Here is a 17831-nt window from a genome sequence, read left to right as displayed (position 1 = left end):
TGAATCATCCTTTGCTTGTGTGGGGGTCGTCGCCCAACGGCGATCGTTCCACCGCCGTCATGGGGGCATGGGACGGCGGATGCAGCAATCGCGCGGCAAGGCGGCGCAATCGGGCAGCAATCGGCATGCCGAGATGCCGGAGTGCGAGCGGGTCGGCCAGTGCGGTTTTGAACGCGCCGGCCAACGATCTCTTTTTCAACTGATCGACGAGGACCAGAAAGGAGCGAGCCTGACGGAAGCCGCGCATACGTTTGCGCTGCATTTCCTGTGCCTGGGCGTCGAGCACGTAGCGCTGCAGAAACGCCTCGTCGGCCGCGATCATGGCGTCTATATGCTCGAGCCGCAGCACACGCGAGATCGAGCCCTCGCGGATATGATAGATATAGCCGGCCGAGGGCTCGACCGCGCAGCGCCCGCCACAGGCAAGCGCCGATGCAAGCAGGATATAGTCCTCGCCGATGCGGAGCGTCTCGTCGAAACGAAGTCCATGATTTTCGAGGAAGCGGCGCTCGAAGACCGGTTTCATGTAGCCGAAATTGTGCTCGGATCGAAAGAGTATGTTCGACCCGATAAAAGCGGGAAGTGTAAGCTGCGGCATGCGGGCGAGCTGCGCTTCGGGGAACATCCTGAGACTGCCCCCGCCGAGCGAAACGACATCAATATTATCGACCGCGATCTGTGCTCCGGCCGAATCCGCTCGCTCTATCATGCGCCTGAGCCGGTCCGGCCGGACCGTATCGTCCGAATCGAGAACCGCGATCCACTTGCCGCGTGCAGCCCCGATACCGGCGTTGCGTGCGCCGCCGGGCCCACGGTTGCGGTCGAGCGCGATCAGCCGGACGCGCAAGTCCCGGATCGCTGCCACAAGTGCCGGCGTCGCGTCCGTAGAGCAGTCGTCGACCACGATAACTTCGACCGTGACGCCTTCCTGAGACAGGGCGCTTTCGATTGCGCGCATGATCGTGTCTGCCGAATTGTAGGCGGCAACGACGAATGTGACGTCGGGGATGCTCAGAGGAGCGCTCATGGCGAGGTCACCTCGCGGGCGCCGTATTGCTCGATTTCCTTAAGTCCGAGCAGGCCGCTGATGACGCCGGCATGCAGCACGCCGCGAAGTACAAACCGGTAGCGCCTCGCTGCCGAAGGAAAGCAGAGAAGCGCGGCAGTTGCGCAAAAGCCTGATTTGGCGCCGGCAAGACAAACGTTCCAGGCCTGACGCAGGCCGTTCGACTTTTCGGCCAAGAGACGACCATGTGTCTGCCCGGAACGGAAACGCCGCTTCGCAAGCCAGGCAAGCGATGCCCTGTTTTCCGGTACCGGTTCATGGACCCAGGCTTCCGGCGAAAAGGCGATTGTTCCGCCCGCCTGGTGCATCCCGGCGAAGAAGTCCGTGTCCTCGCCTCCGCTCTTGCCGAGCGCCAGCTTGAAGCGCCGGCCGAGGAGCGAGGGCGCATCGCGCTTGAGCAGCGCATTGCATGTGTACCCGGTGCGGATTTCTCCCTTCACCCAGACCGGCAGCGTCGAATGGAAATCACCGCCGCGCATCCAGCCGGGAGCCGTAGCCGCATAGTGCGCCTTTACCGGGCCAAGCACGGCGGCAGCGCCGGTGCCGCGCGCGGTATCCAGAAGGCGGACCAGCCAGTCGCCCGATACCGTCTCGTCGTCGTCCAGAAAGGCGAGGAAATCTCCTGTGCTGTTATCGAGACAGCAATTGCGCGCGATCGAGATGTTCGAATGGGGGCAATGGACGTAGAGGATTTCGAACGGCATTTGCGGCCGAAGGCCTTCGACCAGACCTCTGGCGCTCGGATCCGTATCGTTGTCGGCGACGATGACGCGAATATCTGTACGCTCCGGCACTTTCATCGAGGCCAATGAGCGAAGCGTTTCGGCAAGCTCCGGCCGCCGATACGTGCAGACGCCGATATCTATGTGCAGGGTTTCGCTCGCCATTACGCCACCCTGCGGCGAAAGTCGAGGAGCTCGCGCCAGAAACCGGCAGACCAGGCGAGATGCATGACCATAGCCGCAACCGCGGCCAGCGGACCATAGGGGTTTCGCTGACCAAGCGCCATCCAGACGCCGTAACCAAGGCACGCCCCTGCCCAAACGCCGGCTGGCAAAACGGCCATCCAGTTGACGATCGCGAGAAGCGCTCCGAAAACGACGGGTGCGACCGCAAGCGGCACCATCTGCCTCAGCCCCGGCATGGCGCGATGCTTGAGAAAGTTCTTTGCGCGGCCGCGGCCATAGCCGAAATATTGCCGGAACAGAGGGACGATCTTCGCACGCGGGTAGTAAACCATACTGGTTCTATCGGTCATCCAGATCCGGTAGCCCGCTTTGCCCAGCCGATAGTCGAGTTCCGCGTCTTCATTGTGGCTGAAGGACTCGTCATATCCCCCAACAGCCTTGAAGGCTTCGATGCGCATCAGCGCATGATGGCCATGTTCGGCCCAGTGGCCGACGGCGCCCGAGCGGTGCTTGGAACCGCCATTGCCGAGTTTGGAGTTCTGCGCGAATGCCGTCGCCTTCTGGAAGGTGCTGAAACCGACTGTCTGCATGGCGACCACAACCGAATCCGCGCCGGTCGCCAGTGCATCCTCGACGAGCCGTTCGCAATAATCGTCCGGGTAGGTGCCATGGGCGTCGATGCGGATCAGGTAGTCGCTGTCGGCACCCAGTTCCGCAACGGCACGATTGATTGCAGCGCTCTGTATGCGCTTCGGATTGTCGAGGAAGAGCACCCGCGGATCCTCTGTAGCCAGACGGCGGGCGATATCGCGCGTCCCGTCGGTGCTGCCGCCGTCGGCAATGACGATCTGCGCGTTCAAAGGCGTGAGCGCCGGACGCAGCTTTTCGATCAGCGCCTCGATATGCGAAGCTTCGTCGAGGCACGGTATGACGATAAGGCTCGACGTGGATGTCAGTTCTTCGGAGTTCATAAGAAACCACCTTCGTTGTGGCGGGCCCCCGCCGTCGCGACTATGGGAACGTGCTGCCGCGTCTCCACGGTAAGCGCCGCCAGTTGCCGCACCAGGGCTTCGCAATCGGCGCGGCTGAATATCCAGGATCCGGGATCGCAGCGGTTGATGCGTTCTGTGGCGTCGGCATAGCTCTGCGGAGACAGCGAGCCGAGGACTGTGTCGAGGCTGTCGGCGTCGGCTTCTTCAAGAACGAGACCGATGCCCCGCACGGATAGGAAACGAGCAGTCTCCGTCCCTTTCATGGAGATGGGAACTCGGCCGTGGCGGCAGCCTTCATAGAGACGGTTCGGCAGCAGCCAGGCAGAATTCTGGCCTTCCTCGAAGAAGTCGATCGCCCAGGTGAAATGGACCTCGCCATAGATATCTGCGAGGTCTTCTGGGTTGCGATAGGCGCCTGCGAAACGCATGAAGGGCTCGTTCGTAACGAAGCCGTCGAAATCCTCGAACTCGGAGTAGGCTGGCCGGCCGCGCAGAACGACCTCGAAGCGGCCGTTCATCCTGCGCGAGAACTCGGCCAGAAGTGCGAGTGACCTCCGGCAGCGCAACGCCCCGAACCAGCCGATCTTCCAAGGCGCACCGGGCGCAGGGCATACCGGCGGTGCGGCTTTAGGTTCGGAGATGCCATCGAGTTCAAGAACCTTGTTTTCAAGCAGCATTGGCGGAGCGCCGATGCTGGAAATGGGGCGAAAATAGTGCTCGACGAAGGCCGGGGAGCTGGTGATCAGCAAGCGAACGTCCTTGCCGAGCTGGCCTTCGGCCGCTCGCAAAGTCCGTCCGACCATGTCTTGGCGAAGCATTAGGCGATGAATGTCCAGGCATTCGTAAACGATCGGAACCGTGCCGCCGAAAACGGCGACTGCCCTCCTTGCTAGTGCAAGCATCTCCAGGTTGCGCGCGATGATCAAGTCGGGCTTGGGAACGTGTGCGAGCCTGCTTTTCAGAGACATGCAAGCGCGGACGACGGCACCGATCCGCTGGCCGAAACGGCCGTCGGCGGTGGTCCCAAGTTCGATGGGCTCGACGCCGTCGATGGCTGCGAGCGGATTGGCGCCGCGGCGGAAACCGGCGAGCGCCACGCGTGCTCCGCCCGTGACGAGAGTGAGGGTTCTCCGGCGCACTGCGGGATCGGCAAGATCCTGTGCCAGATAGAGTATCTGCAGCATGAAAACGTCCGTTTTCTTGCCCAGCCCGAGGCCGAGCTTAGTTCAATTCTTTGTGCACTGCAACAATTTGAATAAATTACCTGGCGACGAGCGTTTATTCGGACGCTGCCCGCTCGAGCTGGCAAGCCACCGACTCGGCGAAGTGACATTTGTCGCCGGCTGCCGTGAAAGCGACGCGATCGACCTGCAGTTTCGTCGGCTCCTTGTAGGAGAAGGTACCCATCCAGTCGGTGAGCGTGTCTGTCCCCCAGAGGCTGAAGAAGATTTTCTGGGCGTTGACCGGGATTTTCGCCGGATCGGTTACTTCGTGAACCAGTTCGCCATTGACGTAGTAGCGGATGCGGTTCTTCTCCCAGACGAAGGCGTAATCGTTGAAACCCTGATTGGCGCCGCCCGGAACATCGGCGAGGAATTCGTTGCCGCCGGTCGCCGACACATACTGGTTGATCTGGACCTTCGCCGTATTCTTTCCGAGTACCTCGAAATCGATTTCATCATGCGGCTTCTTGTCGGCCGGGCCGATATAGGTGAAGAAGGCGGAGTTCAGCCCGGAGCCGTCGGCCGCCTTTATTCTCGCCTCATAGGTGCCGTAGCCGAAGCGCTTGCGCGTCTGGACTTCCCCGCAGGCGAAATTGCGGTCCTTTACCTTCTTCTCCTGGAAGGTCAGCTCCAGAATGCCATCGACCGTTTTCACCTGTTTCTTCGACCAAGTGCAATTCTGGTGCCCGCCATTGTTCCATCCGTCCGAGACGTACCAGATGCGCGTATCGAGACTGTCGAAATCGTCCTTGAAGGAGGTGCCGTTGGCGCCTTCCTGCGCCGCGGCGGCACTGACAAGCCCAACGAACGGAAGCGTTGCGATGAAGGCGAGACGGGCGATGCGTGTATAGCGATCGTTTGTCATGGTTGTTACCTTTGCTGTGGCGAATAGCCAGCTTGCGCGCCTTGCGGCGCCGGCACGGGTATTCGTTTCGCACCCGTCCGGCTGCCGGTAAGCACTGCAAGCAGGTCCGGCGCCAGGCGCTGTACGAGATTGTGAGACGCGACGAGGATCGCAATCGCGATGAGCGGCGCGGAGAAGTAGAAGAGTGGGTAGTAGCTGAGCCCGGTGCGGTTCCAGATCATCCAGAACAGGACGAGCAACGGATAGTGACCGCAGAAGATCCAGAAGCTTAGCCCGCTTCCGCGCCCCAACCTGCCGCCGAGGCGCGTACGAACGAGCAGTTGCGAAATTGCCCAGGAGCCGATGATACCGGCAATCGACGTCAGGCGGAGCGCCATGTCGAGCCACAGCGGGAAATCCGGACCGGTGTAATAGAGGCCGACGGCGATCGCGACGGCTATCGCCAGGAATCCGGCCGCGATCGGCCCGGCATAGCGATCAAGCGCTTTGATGTTCACGCCATGCAGGCTCGCATAGATGCCTGCCGAGAAGCCGAACAAAATGGACTTCTTGAGAAAAATCCCGTTTGGCAGCGGCAGGATCGCATAGGCGAGCAGAGCAAGCAGCGTCACGCGCGGATAACGGCTCACCAGCAACGCCAGAATGGGCGAAAGCAGGACACAGAGCATGAGGTCGCGCAGGAAATACAGTGGCAGGTTGACGGGCGTTGCCTCGAGCGCGAAGGCCATGCTCAGCCACTGGCGCGGCGTCGCACTGATTGTGTCTGGCAGATAGCCGAAGCCGACGCCCTGGTATTGGATGGCATAGACCACCACAAAAAAGGAGCCGCTCCAGATAAGGAACGGCAGGAGAACGGTCCGCGCCTTGGTCTTCAGTGTCTTCCAATAGTCGAAACCGGCAAGGCCACGCCGAAACAGGAGATAGCCGGAGATCGCGCTCAGGCAGGGAACACCGATCCGGAACAGGCTTTCGCCGAGGAAGACGCGAATCCAGTCCAGCATGCCGTAGTTGCCCAGAAATGGGCTCCACTGCGGATTGTACGGGACGTGCACGAATACGATGCCGGAGATCAGCAGAATACGCATCAGGTTGATGCGCGCCGAGACATTCGCGTCCATACTCACGATTTCAGTCACTCCCTATCGGGCAGCGCCTTGCGGCAGCCGTTTCAACAGAGCAGACCGCGGCCCGCAGAAGAGAAACTAGGGCACGCCCTTAGAAAAAATATGGCGTTGCAGCAGAAAATTGAACCGAATCATGCTGCAGTGCACCAAAATGGCGAGCGCCCGCAATATTGCCGGCGCTCCGGAGGGGGCCTGCCTGCGCGATAAATCCCGGTTTCGCCGCATGTTGCGGAACCTGTCTCCCGCAAATACTTGGGGTAACCGGTAGTTGAATTTCAGAGACTGAAATCTTTCCGGCAGTACGTAATATTTTTCGGCACCGGTTCCGAATGGATTAGTCGTGGCGCCAAATGCGGCGAGGTTGGGGCAAGCGGAGCGAGGTCAGCGGCGCCGGGATCAGTGAAGAGATTCCTCTGACCGAAGAGCAAATTCCCGACTCGGGAAGCGGGCAACCCGGGCCGGCTGCTCTAATGATCTTTCGACTTGACCGAGACCGCCTTTGTGTCGGTTTCGCGCAGCGGCCTTGCCAGCTCATCGACCTCACCCTGCCGTTTTGCGGCAACCGACGGGTCTTTCGCTTTCAGGGAAGGCACGAAGATCGCTGCAACAATTCCGATGGGCCCGAGGATGCAGCCGATAAGCAACCAAAACAGACTATGACCGCCTCTGACCGCCGCGATAACGGCAGTAGCAATAGCGCACAGGATCCAGAATTCTAAGATCATCGTCTCTCGTCTGCGGTCTCTAGCAACTCGGCTTCGGTTCACATCGTCTATACACCATCCTTATTAATTAAATTGGAAGCGCTCGCGCTCGCGATTTCAACGAAATTGGCTCCGACCGGGCTTGCCAATGATGGGATCCGCGGTTCCAGCGCCTTCGGCCGCGGAAAGGCGAGCGGCTGGGAAGCCGCAACAATAAGCGCTCCGGAACTTTGGCAACGCGCAGGGCACGCATCTGCCGCAGATGATCTAGCGCTTATGGTGGCGGTCATGCCCCATCCCCTTCCAGCCCAGCCAACCCGAACAGGCTAGCCCAGATGGGTGCCATCCACATCCGTCAAAAGCATGGGGAAAAGCCCTGCCACGTGCAAATCGGCTTGCTTCGGCGCCAGTCGGATGATTGGCGGAGCTGCGCATTCAGAAAACGAACATGTAGAGCAGGATAATGACGATGAGGGGCACGCCCATCAACCAGAGAATAATACCTTTCATCTCGAAAAATCCGTGTTGTTACCACTGGAGCGGAAACGCGGCATGAGGCAAACCGTTCCGCGGCTCGTTTGTAGCAGCAACAAAAGGCCGGTCGGACCGGCGGTGCTCCTCCGAAGCCAGACGTGTCCGGCTACTCGCCGGCTCCCGCCAGTGCGGCTCTCGATTTGCGTGCCCGCATCATGTCCAAAAGCCTCCGCAACAGGGATCGCTCCGTCAGAAGGATCAGAACCGTATAAATCGCGCCGCCGATGGCCGCCCCGGCGATCATCTGGAGAGCGGCGTTTGGAAGGTGGGCGCCGAACCGCTCGAGCATGAAACGAACGACAAGGGCCATCAGCAGCGCTGCGATCATCGGCCGGCTGGATAGGAAAAGCCCCTTGAGGAAGGGTGTATCGTCGGCACGAAAAACCACCCATGAATATCCGACAAGCGTAACGGTATTGACGATGCACAGCCAGATCATGGCCTCGATCAGCGAACCGTTGATTGCCCCGTAGGCGACCGCCCCCGTCGTCGCGGCCGCCCGAATCAGCGCCCACCAGAACAGGACCGCTCCCTTTCCGACACCCTTCAGATAGGGGATGAATGTACTGCAGGGAGTGAGAATGCCCTTTGAAAGCGCGAGAAGACCGAGGACGGGCCAGGCATAGGCCCACTGTCTTCCGAAAAGAACGAGCATCGCCGGCTCGGCCAGCGCCCAAAGGCCGAACATCATCGGGGCCAGCAGAACGGTCGTCACCTGGGTGCTGAGCATCAGCGCCTGCGAGCGCCGCTCGCGATCATGCATCATCTGGCCGAAGGTGGGAAACAGCACGCCCATGACGGCGGAGAGTACGACCTGATTAGGGATACTGGCGAAGCGGTTTGCTGCCGAATAGGCGCCAGCGTCGGAGAGCCCAAGATAACGGGATATGACGATCATCGGTGATTGGAAGGTTATGAAATTCGCGATCTCGGAACCCATCATCCCGAAACTGAAGCGGCTCAGTGCCACAACGCGTTGCATGGAGAAGACGAAGCGCGGAGCGTATCGGGAAACAGCGTAGAGCCCGGACAGGCGCACCAGCGCCGAGACGAAAAGCTGGGCGATCAGCGACCAGATGCCAAAACCAAGCAGTGCGAGGAGGACGGCAATCACGGCGCCGAGTGATTCCGAGATCATGCTCCAGACGGCATCCTTGCGAAAATTCATCCGCCGGACCAGCAGCGAATAGGCGACGTCTCCGCTGAGCTGCAGCGGGATCAGCAGGCTCATTATCTTGAGCAGGTAACTTGCCTCCGGCGCGCCGAGCAGCGTGGCCAGCGGCTCGGCAAAAACGAACAATCCAAGCGCCATCATGAGCGCGATCGCGAGGTTTGCCCAGAAGACCGAGTGTACGGTTTCCATTTCCTCTTCATGCTGGATGACGAGCGCGGAGGTGAGCCCGGCGCCGCCGATCATCGCGAGAAACTGCACCACCGTGAGCGCCACAGCGACCGCGCCGAATTCCTCGGGGGACAGAATGCGCGCCAGAATCGGTACCGTGACAAATTTAAGCCCGAATGTCCCTGTCTTGGAGAGAACGCTCCAGCCGACATTGCGCGTTACGGTTTTTGCGTTAACGGTTGGGGTCATTGAAGAAGATTCCGTGAAGTCCTTTGAGGGAGGAAATGCAAAGGACAAACTCTAGATATACGGCCGCAACCCGATGGGAGGAGACCACGCAGACTCTTTTTAGAGAAGCCGCAGGGGCGAAAAGATGGCGAAGCTGACAGTTGTCATTCCGTACTACCAAAAGGAGCCGGGTATCCTCCGCCGGGCGCTGGCATCCGTTTTTGCCCAGACGTTCGAGGATTTCCACGTTCTCATAATCGACGATCAGTCCCCCTATCCGGTTGCGGACGAGCTTGTCGGGCTTACTTCGGAGCAGGAAGTGCGCATCACGGTCGTCCGCCAGCCCAATGCTGGGCCGGGTGGCGCGCGCAATACCGGCCTCGACAATGTTCCTGCAGGCAGCGAGTTCGTCGCTTTCCTTGATTCCGACGATGTCTGGACTCCGGATCACCTCCTGAATGCCTATCAGAGCATGACGCGTTTCGACGCCGACTGCTATTGGGCTTCGATCACCGGTGGCGACGCCTTCTATTATCATTTCGGGGTCGCGGACCTCGAAAAAAGCGAGATGGTCACGCGCCTTTCGGAAGACCCGCTCGTCGTCGAACTTCCCGAGCTTCAGGACGTCATGCTGAAGGATTGGAGCTTCCTCCACATGTCCTGCATGGTCATAGGGCGCAAGCTTTTCGAAACCGCCCGTTTCGAAGCCGCGCTCAAGCTTGCGGCCGAAGACGTACTCTTCTTCTGCGATTGCGTACTGGCAGCCAAGCGCGTCGTGCTTTGCGATGCGGCGGGTGCAGTCCGCGGCGAGGGACTGAACATCTTTCATTCGATCGACAACGATTCGCCTCAGTTCCTGAAGCAGCAGTTCAACACATGGGTCGCACTCGACACGCTCGAAGGCCGATATCAGAACAGGCCCAAGGCAATGGCGGCGATTCGCTCTTACAAGCATACGGCGCGTCGGCAGGCGCTCTGGAGCCAGGCACGCCGGATAAAGAGCAGGAAATTGCCGCAATTCGATCTTCTTGCCCGCTGGCTGTGGCGAGACCCGCGATTGCTCGGCAGCGCCGCCGAACTTGCCGTCGGCAAGCTGTCTCGCTGAACCTCACTTCCGACCTGACCGGGTTAGCACTGGCGAGACCCGGAAAGCGAATGATGGCATTCGACGCCGGTGGCTGTCGTGTCGCCCCACACACTTCAAACGGAGACGGTCATGAAGCCGTATTATTGGGAATCCCAGCACGGAAATTTCGGTGATGACCTCAACCTGTGGCTCTGGGACTTCCTGTTGCCGGGTTTTCGCGAGATTCACCCCGAGACGCTGCTCGTCGGGGTTGGCACGGTCTTGAATCGCGCCCTTCTTCCGGAGGGGACGCACAAGCTCGTCATCGGCAGCGGATTCGGCTACGGCACGCTGCCGGATATGAGCGATCGTCAGGAATGGGATATTCGGTCGGTCCGGGGTCCGTTAACGGCTGCAAAAGTCGGCGTGGCGCCAGAGCTCGGCATCATCGATCCTGCCGTAATGGTTGCGGATCTCCCTGAATTTCAGGATCTAGGCAAGATATACAAGCGAAGCTTCGTGCCGCACTGGGAATCTGCGATCGCCGGGTTGTGGCCTGCGATCTGTGATGTGGTTGGGCTCAACTACATCGATCCGCGCGGGGAGGCGAAGGACGTCATTCGAAAGATCGCGCAATCGGAACTGATCGTCGCCGAGTCCATGCACGGCGCCATTCTGGCCGACGCGTTCCGCGTTCCCTGGACCGCGGTCAGCACATCGAACAGTATCAACAGCTTCAAATGGAACGATTGGGCGCAGACCCTCGGCGTCACTTATCGACCGCGGCGGGTGCCGGTGTCGACGCGAGCGGAAGCGGTGATCAAAGGCTCCCGTTTCTGGGGAATGGATTTCGAGCCGAAGGAGCCGCGGCCGGAGGATCCCAACCGACGGAATATTGACGGAGATGTCGTCGTTGCGGAGCGAGCGCCCCGACACAGTTCCTTGCGCGGTGCAGCAAAGCGCGTTCTCGCCGCCCCCTCGGCCCTGGCGCTGTGGCATGCCAGCCGTGCCACGCCGCAATTAAGCAAGGACAGCGCGCTGGCGGAGCGCAAGGAGCGTTTCCAGGTGGTGCTCGAAGGCATCCGCCGGGACTATTTTTGAGGCTGATCCATGGCCAAGGCCTCGAGCAGATAGCGGACATCGCCCGTTCCGCCGAGGGCAAGGGGAGCCGGCGCGCGGGACGGACGAAAACGCTCGGTCTTATCCGCAAGGATGCCACCCAGGATCGCCGGCAGAGCCGCTGGGTGGGTCAGGGCATAGCTGATTGCACGAGCGAAGCCCCGCTGGTTCTTGAGATCGAGAAAATGGCGCAGTTCGTAGCGGTCCCGGATGTGTCGCTCGTGTCGGCGTAGGGCTGCTTCGGCGTCGTTGCTCAGCTTGTTTCCGGCGAGAATTGCACGATCGGCCTCATAGAGACGCTTCAAGTCGATGGTTCGATGACTGCCGCTCAGCGAGTCGCCGCGCACGACCGCGGCATAGCCGCAGCTGTGGATGATCTTGTAGCGTGCGCCCTTCGCCAGCGCGCGAGCGTAGAGGTCGTAATCTTCGCCGAGGCGCAAAGTCTCGTTATAGCGCAGGCCATGCTGGTCGAGGAAGGCGCGCCGCATCAACGGCTTCAGGAATCCGATTTCTCCGCGCCGCACGCCGCGGCGCGAAATGTTTCCCTCGATGAAGCCGACAAGATCGATGAGCCGAGGAGCAGGGGCGAAGCGATCGATACTGGCTTGTGCGTTTGCCGCCTGCGCGGCATCGATAAAGGCGATATTATCGGCGATGAAGTCCCAGCCCTCCTGCGAAAGCAACTGGCGCAGCCGGCCGGGGAAGAGGAAATCATCCGCGTCGAGCACGCCAAGAAGCTGAGACTTCGAAATCTCGATTGCATGATTACGTGCCGCCGCCGGGCCGCGATTTTCCTCGAAGCGAACGACGTTCAGCCGGCCGGAGCCATCATCTGCAGCGCGCGCGACCGCAGCACTGTCATCGGTCGAGCCGTCATCGATGACGACCACTTCCGCCGCCTCCGGCTCGGCAAGCGCCGAGGAGACCGCACGGGCAATGGTGTCGGCGGCGTTCTTCGCGGCGATGATTATGCAGACATTTGTCGGCACGGCTGCGGTCATGTGAGCCCTCCAGCGGGTTATCCGCCGGCGCGATTCCGGCGTTTGCATGTTCGTCGAGAACGGATTGCTCAGCACGAAATCATGCAGCAATTCAAGGTTCTACAGCTATCCAAGCCACGCCAGCGGCGCGACGCTGAAGGGACCATGCCCGGCGATCATGTCGCAAACGCGTCGGGAAACGAATTTTTTCGCAGGTGCGAAGGAGTTATACGCTTGGGCGGAGCTTCTCAGGAATTGAAATGATGAGGCCGGTTCAGCCGGCGCAGCGGGACTTTTCCGGACTGCTTCTCGTCATTGGCAGCCTCAGCCGTCACGAATGGCTTCTGCAAGGAAACCCTGCGGCGCTCGCGCGCTTCCTTCCATACCAGGAAAAGGATGGCGGCAAAATAACCTACCTGCATGAGGACGGCACAGATCAGGGTTTGGATCGCCGTCGAGGCGAGCGAACCGTTTAAATAATAGGTTGCAACGGCAAATGCCGCCAAGGCGCCGATCATGCTTACAAAAACACGCGGTGCAAACATGGCGCTACCCTGCCTTCGGGTCTGCGATTGGAAGCGTCATAAGAGTTGTTGCCCTCTCCTCCTGCCTAGCCACTATATTAGCCGCCGCTTTTCTCTTCAACCTGGAAACGCTGCATTGTTGAAATTGAGCATACATCGGAATTCTTTCCGTCGTCTTTAGGCATTCGCTCTATTCCGCACGAATCAAACGGGTGCAACCGGCGATAAGTTCCTCCTTTTGACCCGAAATGAGGACGAGCAGTTCCGTCAGCTGGGCGACCCCTAATTTTGTTGGGCATTAGGCACTCGGCCTGGAATGCTGCCTCTCCCAGTTCGCGATCCGGCACATTTTTCGATCAACTTTTATTACAACCATTGGCACAGCACGGTTCCAAAAATGTGCGGCGCAATAAAATGTTGCGATGCAAAAAAATCGGTCAAACTTGCCGCGCGTCAATTTCTTTCGCCGCCGCTTGGGGCCCGCCGCAGTGCAAGAATGATGCGTCTATTACAATACTTTATTATTATAAGTGATTAATCATAACGATGTTTTCCTCGCGTGATGCAATCGGGAACTATCCTAGCGCTAGTTTGCCGCTCGCCAAAATTAACTCTTTGCAATATTTCGCGATCGCGCCGGCTGAAATCCCTCTCCGGGCAAGGACGCTGCGGCTTGCCATTATTCCGCCTTCAAAAATCAAAATCTGACCATACACTCGCGTTAGATCAGCCCGCGTCCCACGGGACCGACAATCGCCAACCTAAATGGAGTCATCTCTATGAAGTCCGCGACTCGCTCGGCCAGTTCGCCGTTTTTTATCCCCGATGATACCGGGGCAGTCCGACCGATCGGGGGTATGGCAAAACGCAGTTTCGACATTGTTGCCGCCTCCGTGGCCCTTCTACTCTTCAGTCCGCTCTTCCTGCTCATCATGGCCCTCGTCAAGTTCTCCGACGGCGGCAGCGTCTTCTATGGGCATCGCCGAATCGGTCACAACGGCCAGTCCTTCAAGTGCCTTAAATTTCGTACGATGATGGAGAGGGGTGACCAGATCCTCGAAGACTATTTCAAGGCCAATCCCGACGCTTACGAGGAATGGTGCGCCACTCGCAAGCTTCAGAACGATCCGCGCGTGACCGTGGTTGGGGCCGTCCTGCGCAAGCTCAGTCTCGACGAGCTGCCGCAGCTCCTCAACATCATCCGCGGTGAAATGAGTGTCGTCGGCCCGCGTCCTGTGGTCGAAGACGAACTTGAACTCTACGATTCGGCTGCCGAATTTTATCTGCGCTCGCGGCCTGGTCTGACGGGCCTCTGGCAAATCAGTGGGCGCAATGATGTGTCCTACGCCACGCGCGTTGCTTTCGACACGCAATATGTCCAGAACTGGTCGCTTTTGGTCGATTTTGTCATTGTATTCAAAACGATTCCTGCCGTCTGCCTCTCCCGCGGCAGCTACTGAAATCTTGGCGTGAGCCCTAGACGGGTAACGCTGAGCAACGGAAATATCCCAAAATGCAATCGAACAGACTACCAGGGGCATCCGCTGGTTCCCGCATGGCTTCCTGTTTAACCCGCCTGGTGCTCATGGCGGCTCTCGCCGCTTCCGCGACATCGCTGGCGCGCGCCGACGAATATCGGCTCGGCGTTATGGACAAACTCCGGGTTCGCGTCGCCGAGTGGCAGACCGCCGAAGGTGCGGTCCGCGATTGGTCCGCCGTCAGCGGCGATTATACGGTTGGTGCATCGGGAAGCATTTCCCTGCCTTTCGTCGGCGAACTGCCTGCCTCAGGCAAGACGACAGCCGAAGTGGCCGAAGAGATCGGCGTAAAGATGCAGAAGCTCTTCGGTCTCAGGGATCGGCCCTCCGCATCGGTGGAGATGGCGCAATATCGACCGGTCTATCTCTCCGGAGAGGTTCAGACGCCTGGCGAATATCCTTACGCTCCCAACATGACGGTCCTGAAGGCCGTCAGTCTCGGGGGAGGGCTGCGGCGGGCCGACAACGGCCAGCGGTTTGCACGCGACTACATCAATGCGAGCGGGGAATCGGCTGTACAGGTCGCGGAACGCAGCCGTCTCCTCATTCGCCGAGCGCGCCTGCAGGCCGAAATCGGCAAGCGTGACTCGATCGGGATGCCCGAGGAGCTCAAGAATGTACCGGGTGCCGACGAACTGCTCGCCAGCGAAACCGCCCTTATGGAATCGCGCGACAAGCGCCAGAAGCGTCAGCTCGATGCTCTCGCCGATCTGAGGTCCCTTCTTCAAAGCGAGATCGAAGCGCTCGCAAAGAAGGCTGAAACGCAGGCGCGCCAATTGGAGCTTGCCACCGAGGATCGCGACAAGGTCGACAGCCTTGCCGAGAAAGGGCTTGCGCTGAGTCAGCGCAAGCTTTCCCTCGAACAACGGGTGGCGGACGTGCAGGCTTCCCTGCTGGATATCGACACCGCATCGCTGAAAGCGAAACAGGATGCGAGCAAGGCGGCGCAGGACGAAACGAATCTGCGCAACGACTGGGATGCGCAACTTGCGCAGGAACTGCAGAACACCGAAGCCGAACTTGATACGCTGGCCTTGAAGCTCGGCACCAGCCGGGATCTCATGACAGAGGCGCTGCTGCAGTCGGCGGACGCGGCCCAGCTCGAACAGCAGGCAGCCCAGATCACCTATTCCATCATTCGCGACAAGGATGGGAAGCCGACCGAGATCGCGGCCGATGAGAACACCCCTGTGCTGCCTGGGGACGTCATCAAAGTGAATACGGCGTTGGCGGCGATGCGGTGAGGCCGGCATGAGAATATCCAAGGCGAGCCTTGTCAGACCTGGAGCGAATGACGTCTTCGGCACCTTCGCCTTGGCCCTGTCGGTCTTCGTCTTCGCCTATTCGGCGCGCTTCGGACAGGTTTCGATTCTCGCCTATTATGGCCTGTGGCTGCCGCTGGTCCTTGTCGACTACCGAAAGGTTCTCGGCAACTATGCCAGCTATCTCTGGATCCTGTCCTTCACCATCTTCGCCTGCCTCACGATCTTCTGGTCGGCGGCGCCATCCCTGTCGCTGCGGACGGGAATACAATATCTGAGCCACGTCGTCTGCGCTCTCATCGCAATGCGTACGATCGACATCCGCACGCTGACGCGCGGCATGATTGCAGGCGTTGCGATCGTGCTCCTCTATTCGCTGCTCTTCGGCTCGTATCATTACGATCCCCTGGATGGCACCTATAGCTTTGTCGGTGCGTTCGCATCGAAGAACCAGTTGGGCTTCTACGCCTCGCTCGGCATCTATTTCGCTTTCGCCGCCGTTTTTGTTCTCGGCGAAAGAGGCCTCTGGATGGGCGCGGCAGGGGGCGGCGGATTGCTTGCCGCCTATTGCCTCCTCATGTCGCAATCGGCAACGTCGGTGCTGACGACGGCAGCGGTCATCGGCCTCTGCCTCGGCATGCGCGCGATCACGACCTTGCGTCCCGCGAGCAGAAAGATCCTCTTCACCGCCGCATCGGTGTTCGGCGGCGTGGCTGCCGTGGCAATAATCTACGCCGGCGGCATCGATATGATCCTCGGCGCTTTCGGCAAGGACTCGACGCTGACCGGCCGCACCTATCTCTGGCAGCAGGGCATCGAGGCGGCAAAGGCGTCGCCCCTCGTCGGCATCGGCTATCAGGCTTATTGGGTGCAGGGCTTCTCCGAAGCCGAGCGGCTATGGGAGGAGTTCTATATCGGCTCGCGCGCCGGCTTTCATTTCCACAACACCTTCATAGAGACGGCTGTGGAGACGGGCTTCATCGGGCTTGTTCTGCTGACAATGGTGCTGGCCATGACTTTCTTCGGGCAGCTGAAGCGCCTGCTTTCGGAGGATCGCGACCCGGAATCGATGGTCCTCTTCGGTGTTGGAGCACTGCTTTTGGTGCGCGCCTTCGTGGAGATCGATATCCTCACGCCCTACCATATCGGTTCCTTCCTCCTGTACTTCACCGCTGGGAAGCTGACGATCCCGCGCCGCCGGGTGGCGGCATTGCCTTGGCCGCCGCAGCTTCATCCCGCACCCTACGGACGGGCCTTCACTCCGATGATGCAGCGACCCGGGGAAAACCGTTGAAGACGATCTACGGCATACAATATCTCCGCGCCGCGGCGGCACTCGCCGTTGTTTTCTTCCACGCGGCGGAGAAAACCGGCCATCATTTCACGATCGGTGCCGCCGGCGTCGACGTCTTCTTCGTCATAAGCGGCTTCATCATGTGGGTCATCAGCGACCGTCGGCCGGTGACACCACTGGAATTCATCAGGGATCGTGCGCGCCGCATCGTGCCGGTCTATTGGCTCGCGACCGCCGTAATGGTCGCGGGGGCGCTGGCGGGTCTGTTTCCCAATCTGGTCCTTAGCCTGGAACATGTCCTGGCGTCGCTGTTCTTCGTGCCGGCGCGCTCTCCGAGCAGCGGAGAGATCTGGCCTGTGCTCGTGCAAGGCTGGACGCTCAATTTCGAGATGCTCTTCTACCTGGTCTTCGCCGGCTCCCTCGTCTTGCCGCGCAACTGGCGGCTGCCCGCCATGTCCGGCCTTTTCCTGGCGCTTGTCATCGCCGGCCGTGTCGCAACCTTCGACGGTGCGTTGATGCTGACCTATACGCGGCCGATCATTCTTGAGTTCGTCGCCGGCATGATCATCGCGGAGTTCTGGCTGAAGGGCAGGGTACCGCCGTTGGCGGTCGGTTCCGCTCTGATGGCCTGCTCGCTCGGCGGCTTCGCTCTCATCGGCTTGCTCGCTCTGCCTTTTGACGAGCTGATAACCGGACCGCTTGCCGTGCTGCTCGTCCTCGGCGTCCTTTCGCTGGAGGCGAATGGCTGCGTACGGAAGGTGCCGCTGCCGACGCTTCTCGGCGACGCCTCCTATTCCATCTATCTCTGGCACACTTTTGCGATATCGGTCGTGGCTAAGGTGGCCCTGGAGATCGATCTCGGCGCGCTGGCAACGATGTTCGTCGCCGTCCTTTCGGGAACGCTCATCGGCGTTGCGGCATACATGATGCTCGAGCGCCCGCTGATGCGGCGGGGCAACGCCCGGCGGGTTGCCGGGGGCCTTGCCGGGCGTGCGGCGGAATAGGACGATTTCGAAAAGATGGCCGGGCTGCCTAAACGTTCCGACAGCGCGGCCAGCCGCT

The 17831-nt window shown here is 60.1% G+C and carries 16 protein-coding genes; 6 read left to right on the top strand and 10 right to left on the bottom strand.

Annotated features, from left to right (window positions below; translation table 11 throughout):
• Positions 1–4: 4 nt before the first annotated feature.
• The 8 genes from FB009_RS24620 to exoT all read right to left on the bottom strand — a co-directional run bounded on the left by FB009_RS24620 (position 5) and on the right by exoT (position 9007).
• On the bottom strand, positions 5–1027 hold the full coding sequence (locus tag FB009_RS24620; RefSeq protein WP_018012142.1) for a glycosyltransferase family 2 protein: 1023 nt from the start codon (positions 1025–1027) through the stop codon (positions 5–7).
• A complete protein-coding gene (locus tag FB009_RS24615) occupies positions 1024–1953 on the bottom strand; it encodes a glycosyltransferase family 2 protein (RefSeq protein ID WP_028053592.1) in 930 nt (309 codons plus the stop codon). Before FB009_RS24615 ends, FB009_RS24620 begins: the two co-directional genes overlap by 4 nt.
• Entirely contained in the window at positions 1953–2945 is a 993-nt protein-coding gene (gene exoA, locus FB009_RS24610) for a succinoglycan biosynthesis glycosyltransferase ExoA (protein ID WP_024311875.1), read from the bottom strand. Before exoA ends, FB009_RS24615 begins: the two co-directional genes overlap by 1 nt.
• Positions 2942–4150 (bottom strand): glycosyltransferase family protein, encoded by a 1209-nt coding sequence (locus tag FB009_RS24605; RefSeq protein ID WP_127581680.1) that lies wholly within the window; start codon positions 4148–4150, stop codon positions 2942–2944. Before FB009_RS24605 ends, exoA begins: the two co-directional genes overlap by 4 nt.
• 94 nt (positions 4151–4244) lie before the next feature.
• Positions 4245–5054 carry an endo-1,3-1,4-beta-glycanase ExoK gene (exoK, locus tag FB009_RS24600; protein WP_101804633.1) on the bottom strand — a complete coding sequence of 270 codons (810 nt, stop codon included), beginning with the start codon at positions 5052–5054 and terminating at the stop codon, positions 4245–4247.
• Positions 5055–5059: 5 nt separating this feature from the next.
• Positions 5060–6172, bottom strand: a complete 1113-nt coding sequence (locus FB009_RS24595; RefSeq protein WP_101804634.1) for an acyltransferase family protein — start codon at positions 6170–6172, stop codon at positions 5060–5062.
• A gap of 473 nt (positions 6173–6645) precedes the next feature.
• Entirely contained in the window at positions 6646–6903 is a 258-nt protein-coding gene (locus FB009_RS24585; protein WP_012061862.1) for a hypothetical protein, read from the bottom strand.
• Between the two features lie 619 nt (positions 6904–7522).
• Complete coding sequence (gene exoT, locus FB009_RS24580) at positions 7523–9007, bottom strand: succinoglycan biosynthesis transport protein ExoT (RefSeq protein WP_012061861.1); 1485 nt, start codon at positions 9005–9007, stop codon at positions 7523–7525.
• A 124-nt stretch (positions 9008–9131) separates the two neighbouring features.
• Here exoT and FB009_RS24575 point away from each other — a divergent pair, with 124 nt between their 5' ends.
• Positions 9132–10091 (top strand): glycosyltransferase family 2 protein, encoded by a 960-nt coding sequence (locus FB009_RS24575; protein ID WP_012061860.1) that lies wholly within the window; start codon positions 9132–9134, stop codon positions 10089–10091.
• A 111-nt stretch (positions 10092–10202) separates the two neighbouring features.
• Entirely contained in the window at positions 10203–11153 is a 951-nt protein-coding gene (locus FB009_RS24570; protein WP_012061859.1) for a polysaccharide pyruvyl transferase family protein, read from the top strand.
• On the opposite strand, the gene FB009_RS24565 is transcribed toward FB009_RS24570, so the two are convergent.
• On the bottom strand, positions 11144–12172 hold the full coding sequence (locus FB009_RS24565; protein ID WP_012061858.1) for a glycosyltransferase family 2 protein: 1029 nt from the start codon (positions 12170–12172) through the stop codon (positions 11144–11146). The two genes, FB009_RS24570 and FB009_RS24565, sit on opposite strands and share 10 nt — an antisense overlap.
• Before the next feature lie 227 nt (positions 12173–12399).
• Positions 12400–12696: an exopolysaccharide production repressor ExoX gene (gene exoX, locus FB009_RS24560; RefSeq protein WP_012061857.1), complete on the bottom strand. Its 297-nt coding sequence runs from the start codon at positions 12694–12696 to the stop codon at positions 12400–12402.
• 758 nt (positions 12697–13454) lie between these two features.
• Here exoX and FB009_RS24555 point away from each other — a divergent pair.
• The 4 genes from FB009_RS24555 to FB009_RS24540 are packed head-to-tail and all read left to right on the top strand — an operon-like array spanning position 13455 to position 17773.
• On the top strand, positions 13455–14135 hold the full coding sequence (locus FB009_RS24555; RefSeq protein WP_018012130.1) for a sugar transferase: 681 nt from the start codon (positions 13455–13457) through the stop codon (positions 14133–14135).
• 53 nt (positions 14136–14188) lie between these two features.
• The gene (gene exoF / locus FB009_RS24550) at positions 14189–15457 is read left to right on the top strand and encodes an exopolysaccharide production protein ExoF (RefSeq protein ID WP_012061855.1); all 1269 of its coding nucleotides are present in this window, start codon (positions 14189–14191) and stop codon (positions 15455–15457) included.
• A 7-nt stretch (positions 15458–15464) separates the two neighbouring features.
• Entirely contained in the window at positions 15465–16769 is a 1305-nt protein-coding gene (locus FB009_RS24545) for an O-antigen ligase family protein (RefSeq protein WP_101804636.1), read from the top strand.
• Positions 16766–17773: an acyltransferase family protein gene (locus tag FB009_RS24540; RefSeq protein ID WP_101804637.1), complete on the top strand. Its 1008-nt coding sequence runs from the start codon at positions 16766–16768 to the stop codon at positions 17771–17773. The genes FB009_RS24545 and FB009_RS24540 overlap by 4 nt, the downstream gene beginning before the upstream one ends.
• Positions 17774–17831: the final 58 nt, after the last annotated feature.

This window comes from Sinorhizobium medicae (genome assembly GCF_007827695.1).
Taxonomy (GTDB): Bacteria; Pseudomonadota; Alphaproteobacteria; order Rhizobiales; family Rhizobiaceae; genus Sinorhizobium; species Sinorhizobium medicae.
Note: the sequence above shows the minus strand (reverse complement) of the source record. Positions and strands in the feature narration are given on the sequence as shown.

Excerpts from the sequence above, each read along its gene's own strand:
- FB009_RS24555 (WP_018012130.1), top strand. The coding sequence starts at position 13,455 with ATGAAGTCCGCGACTCGCTCGGCCAGTTCGCCGTTTTTTATCCCCGAT.
- FB009_RS24620 (WP_018012142.1), bottom strand. The coding sequence starts at position 1,027 with ATGAGCGCTCCTCTGAGCATCCCCGACGTCACATTCGTCGTTGCCGCC.
- exoK (WP_101804633.1), bottom strand. The coding sequence starts at position 5,054 with ATGACAAACGATCGCTATACACGCATCGCCCGTCTCGCCTTCATCGCA.
- FB009_RS24605 (WP_127581680.1), bottom strand. The coding sequence starts at position 4,150 with ATGCTGCAGATACTCTATCTGGCACAGGATCTTGCCGATCCCGCAGTG.
- FB009_RS24595 (WP_101804634.1), bottom strand. The coding sequence starts at position 6,172 with ATGGACGCGAATGTCTCGGCGCGCATCAACCTGATGCGTATTCTGCTG.
- FB009_RS24545 (WP_101804636.1), top strand. The coding sequence starts at position 15,465 with ATGAGAATATCCAAGGCGAGCCTTGTCAGACCTGGAGCGAATGACGTC.
- exoA (WP_024311875.1), bottom strand. The coding sequence starts at position 2,945 with ATGAACTCCGAAGAACTGACATCCACGTCGAGCCTTATCGTCATACCG.
- exoX (WP_012061857.1), bottom strand. The coding sequence starts at position 12,696 with ATGTTTGCACCGCGTGTTTTTGTAAGCATGATCGGCGCCTTGGCGGCA.
- FB009_RS24575 (WP_012061860.1), top strand. The coding sequence starts at position 9,132 with ATGGCGAAGCTGACAGTTGTCATTCCGTACTACCAAAAGGAGCCGGGT.
- FB009_RS24565 (WP_012061858.1), bottom strand. The coding sequence starts at position 12,172 with ATGACCGCAGCCGTGCCGACAAATGTCTGCATAATCATCGCCGCGAAG.
- FB009_RS24570 (WP_012061859.1), top strand. The coding sequence starts at position 10,203 with ATGAAGCCGTATTATTGGGAATCCCAGCACGGAAATTTCGGTGATGAC.
- exoT (WP_012061861.1), bottom strand. The coding sequence starts at position 9,007 with ATGACCCCAACCGTTAACGCAAAAACCGTAACGCGCAATGTCGGCTGG.
- FB009_RS24615 (WP_028053592.1), bottom strand. The coding sequence starts at position 1,953 with ATGGCGAGCGAAACCCTGCACATAGATATCGGCGTCTGCACGTATCGG.
- FB009_RS24585 (WP_012061862.1), bottom strand. The coding sequence starts at position 6,903 with ATGATCTTAGAATTCTGGATCCTGTGCGCTATTGCTACTGCCGTTATC.
- exoF (WP_012061855.1), top strand. The coding sequence starts at position 14,189 with ATGCAATCGAACAGACTACCAGGGGCATCCGCTGGTTCCCGCATGGCT.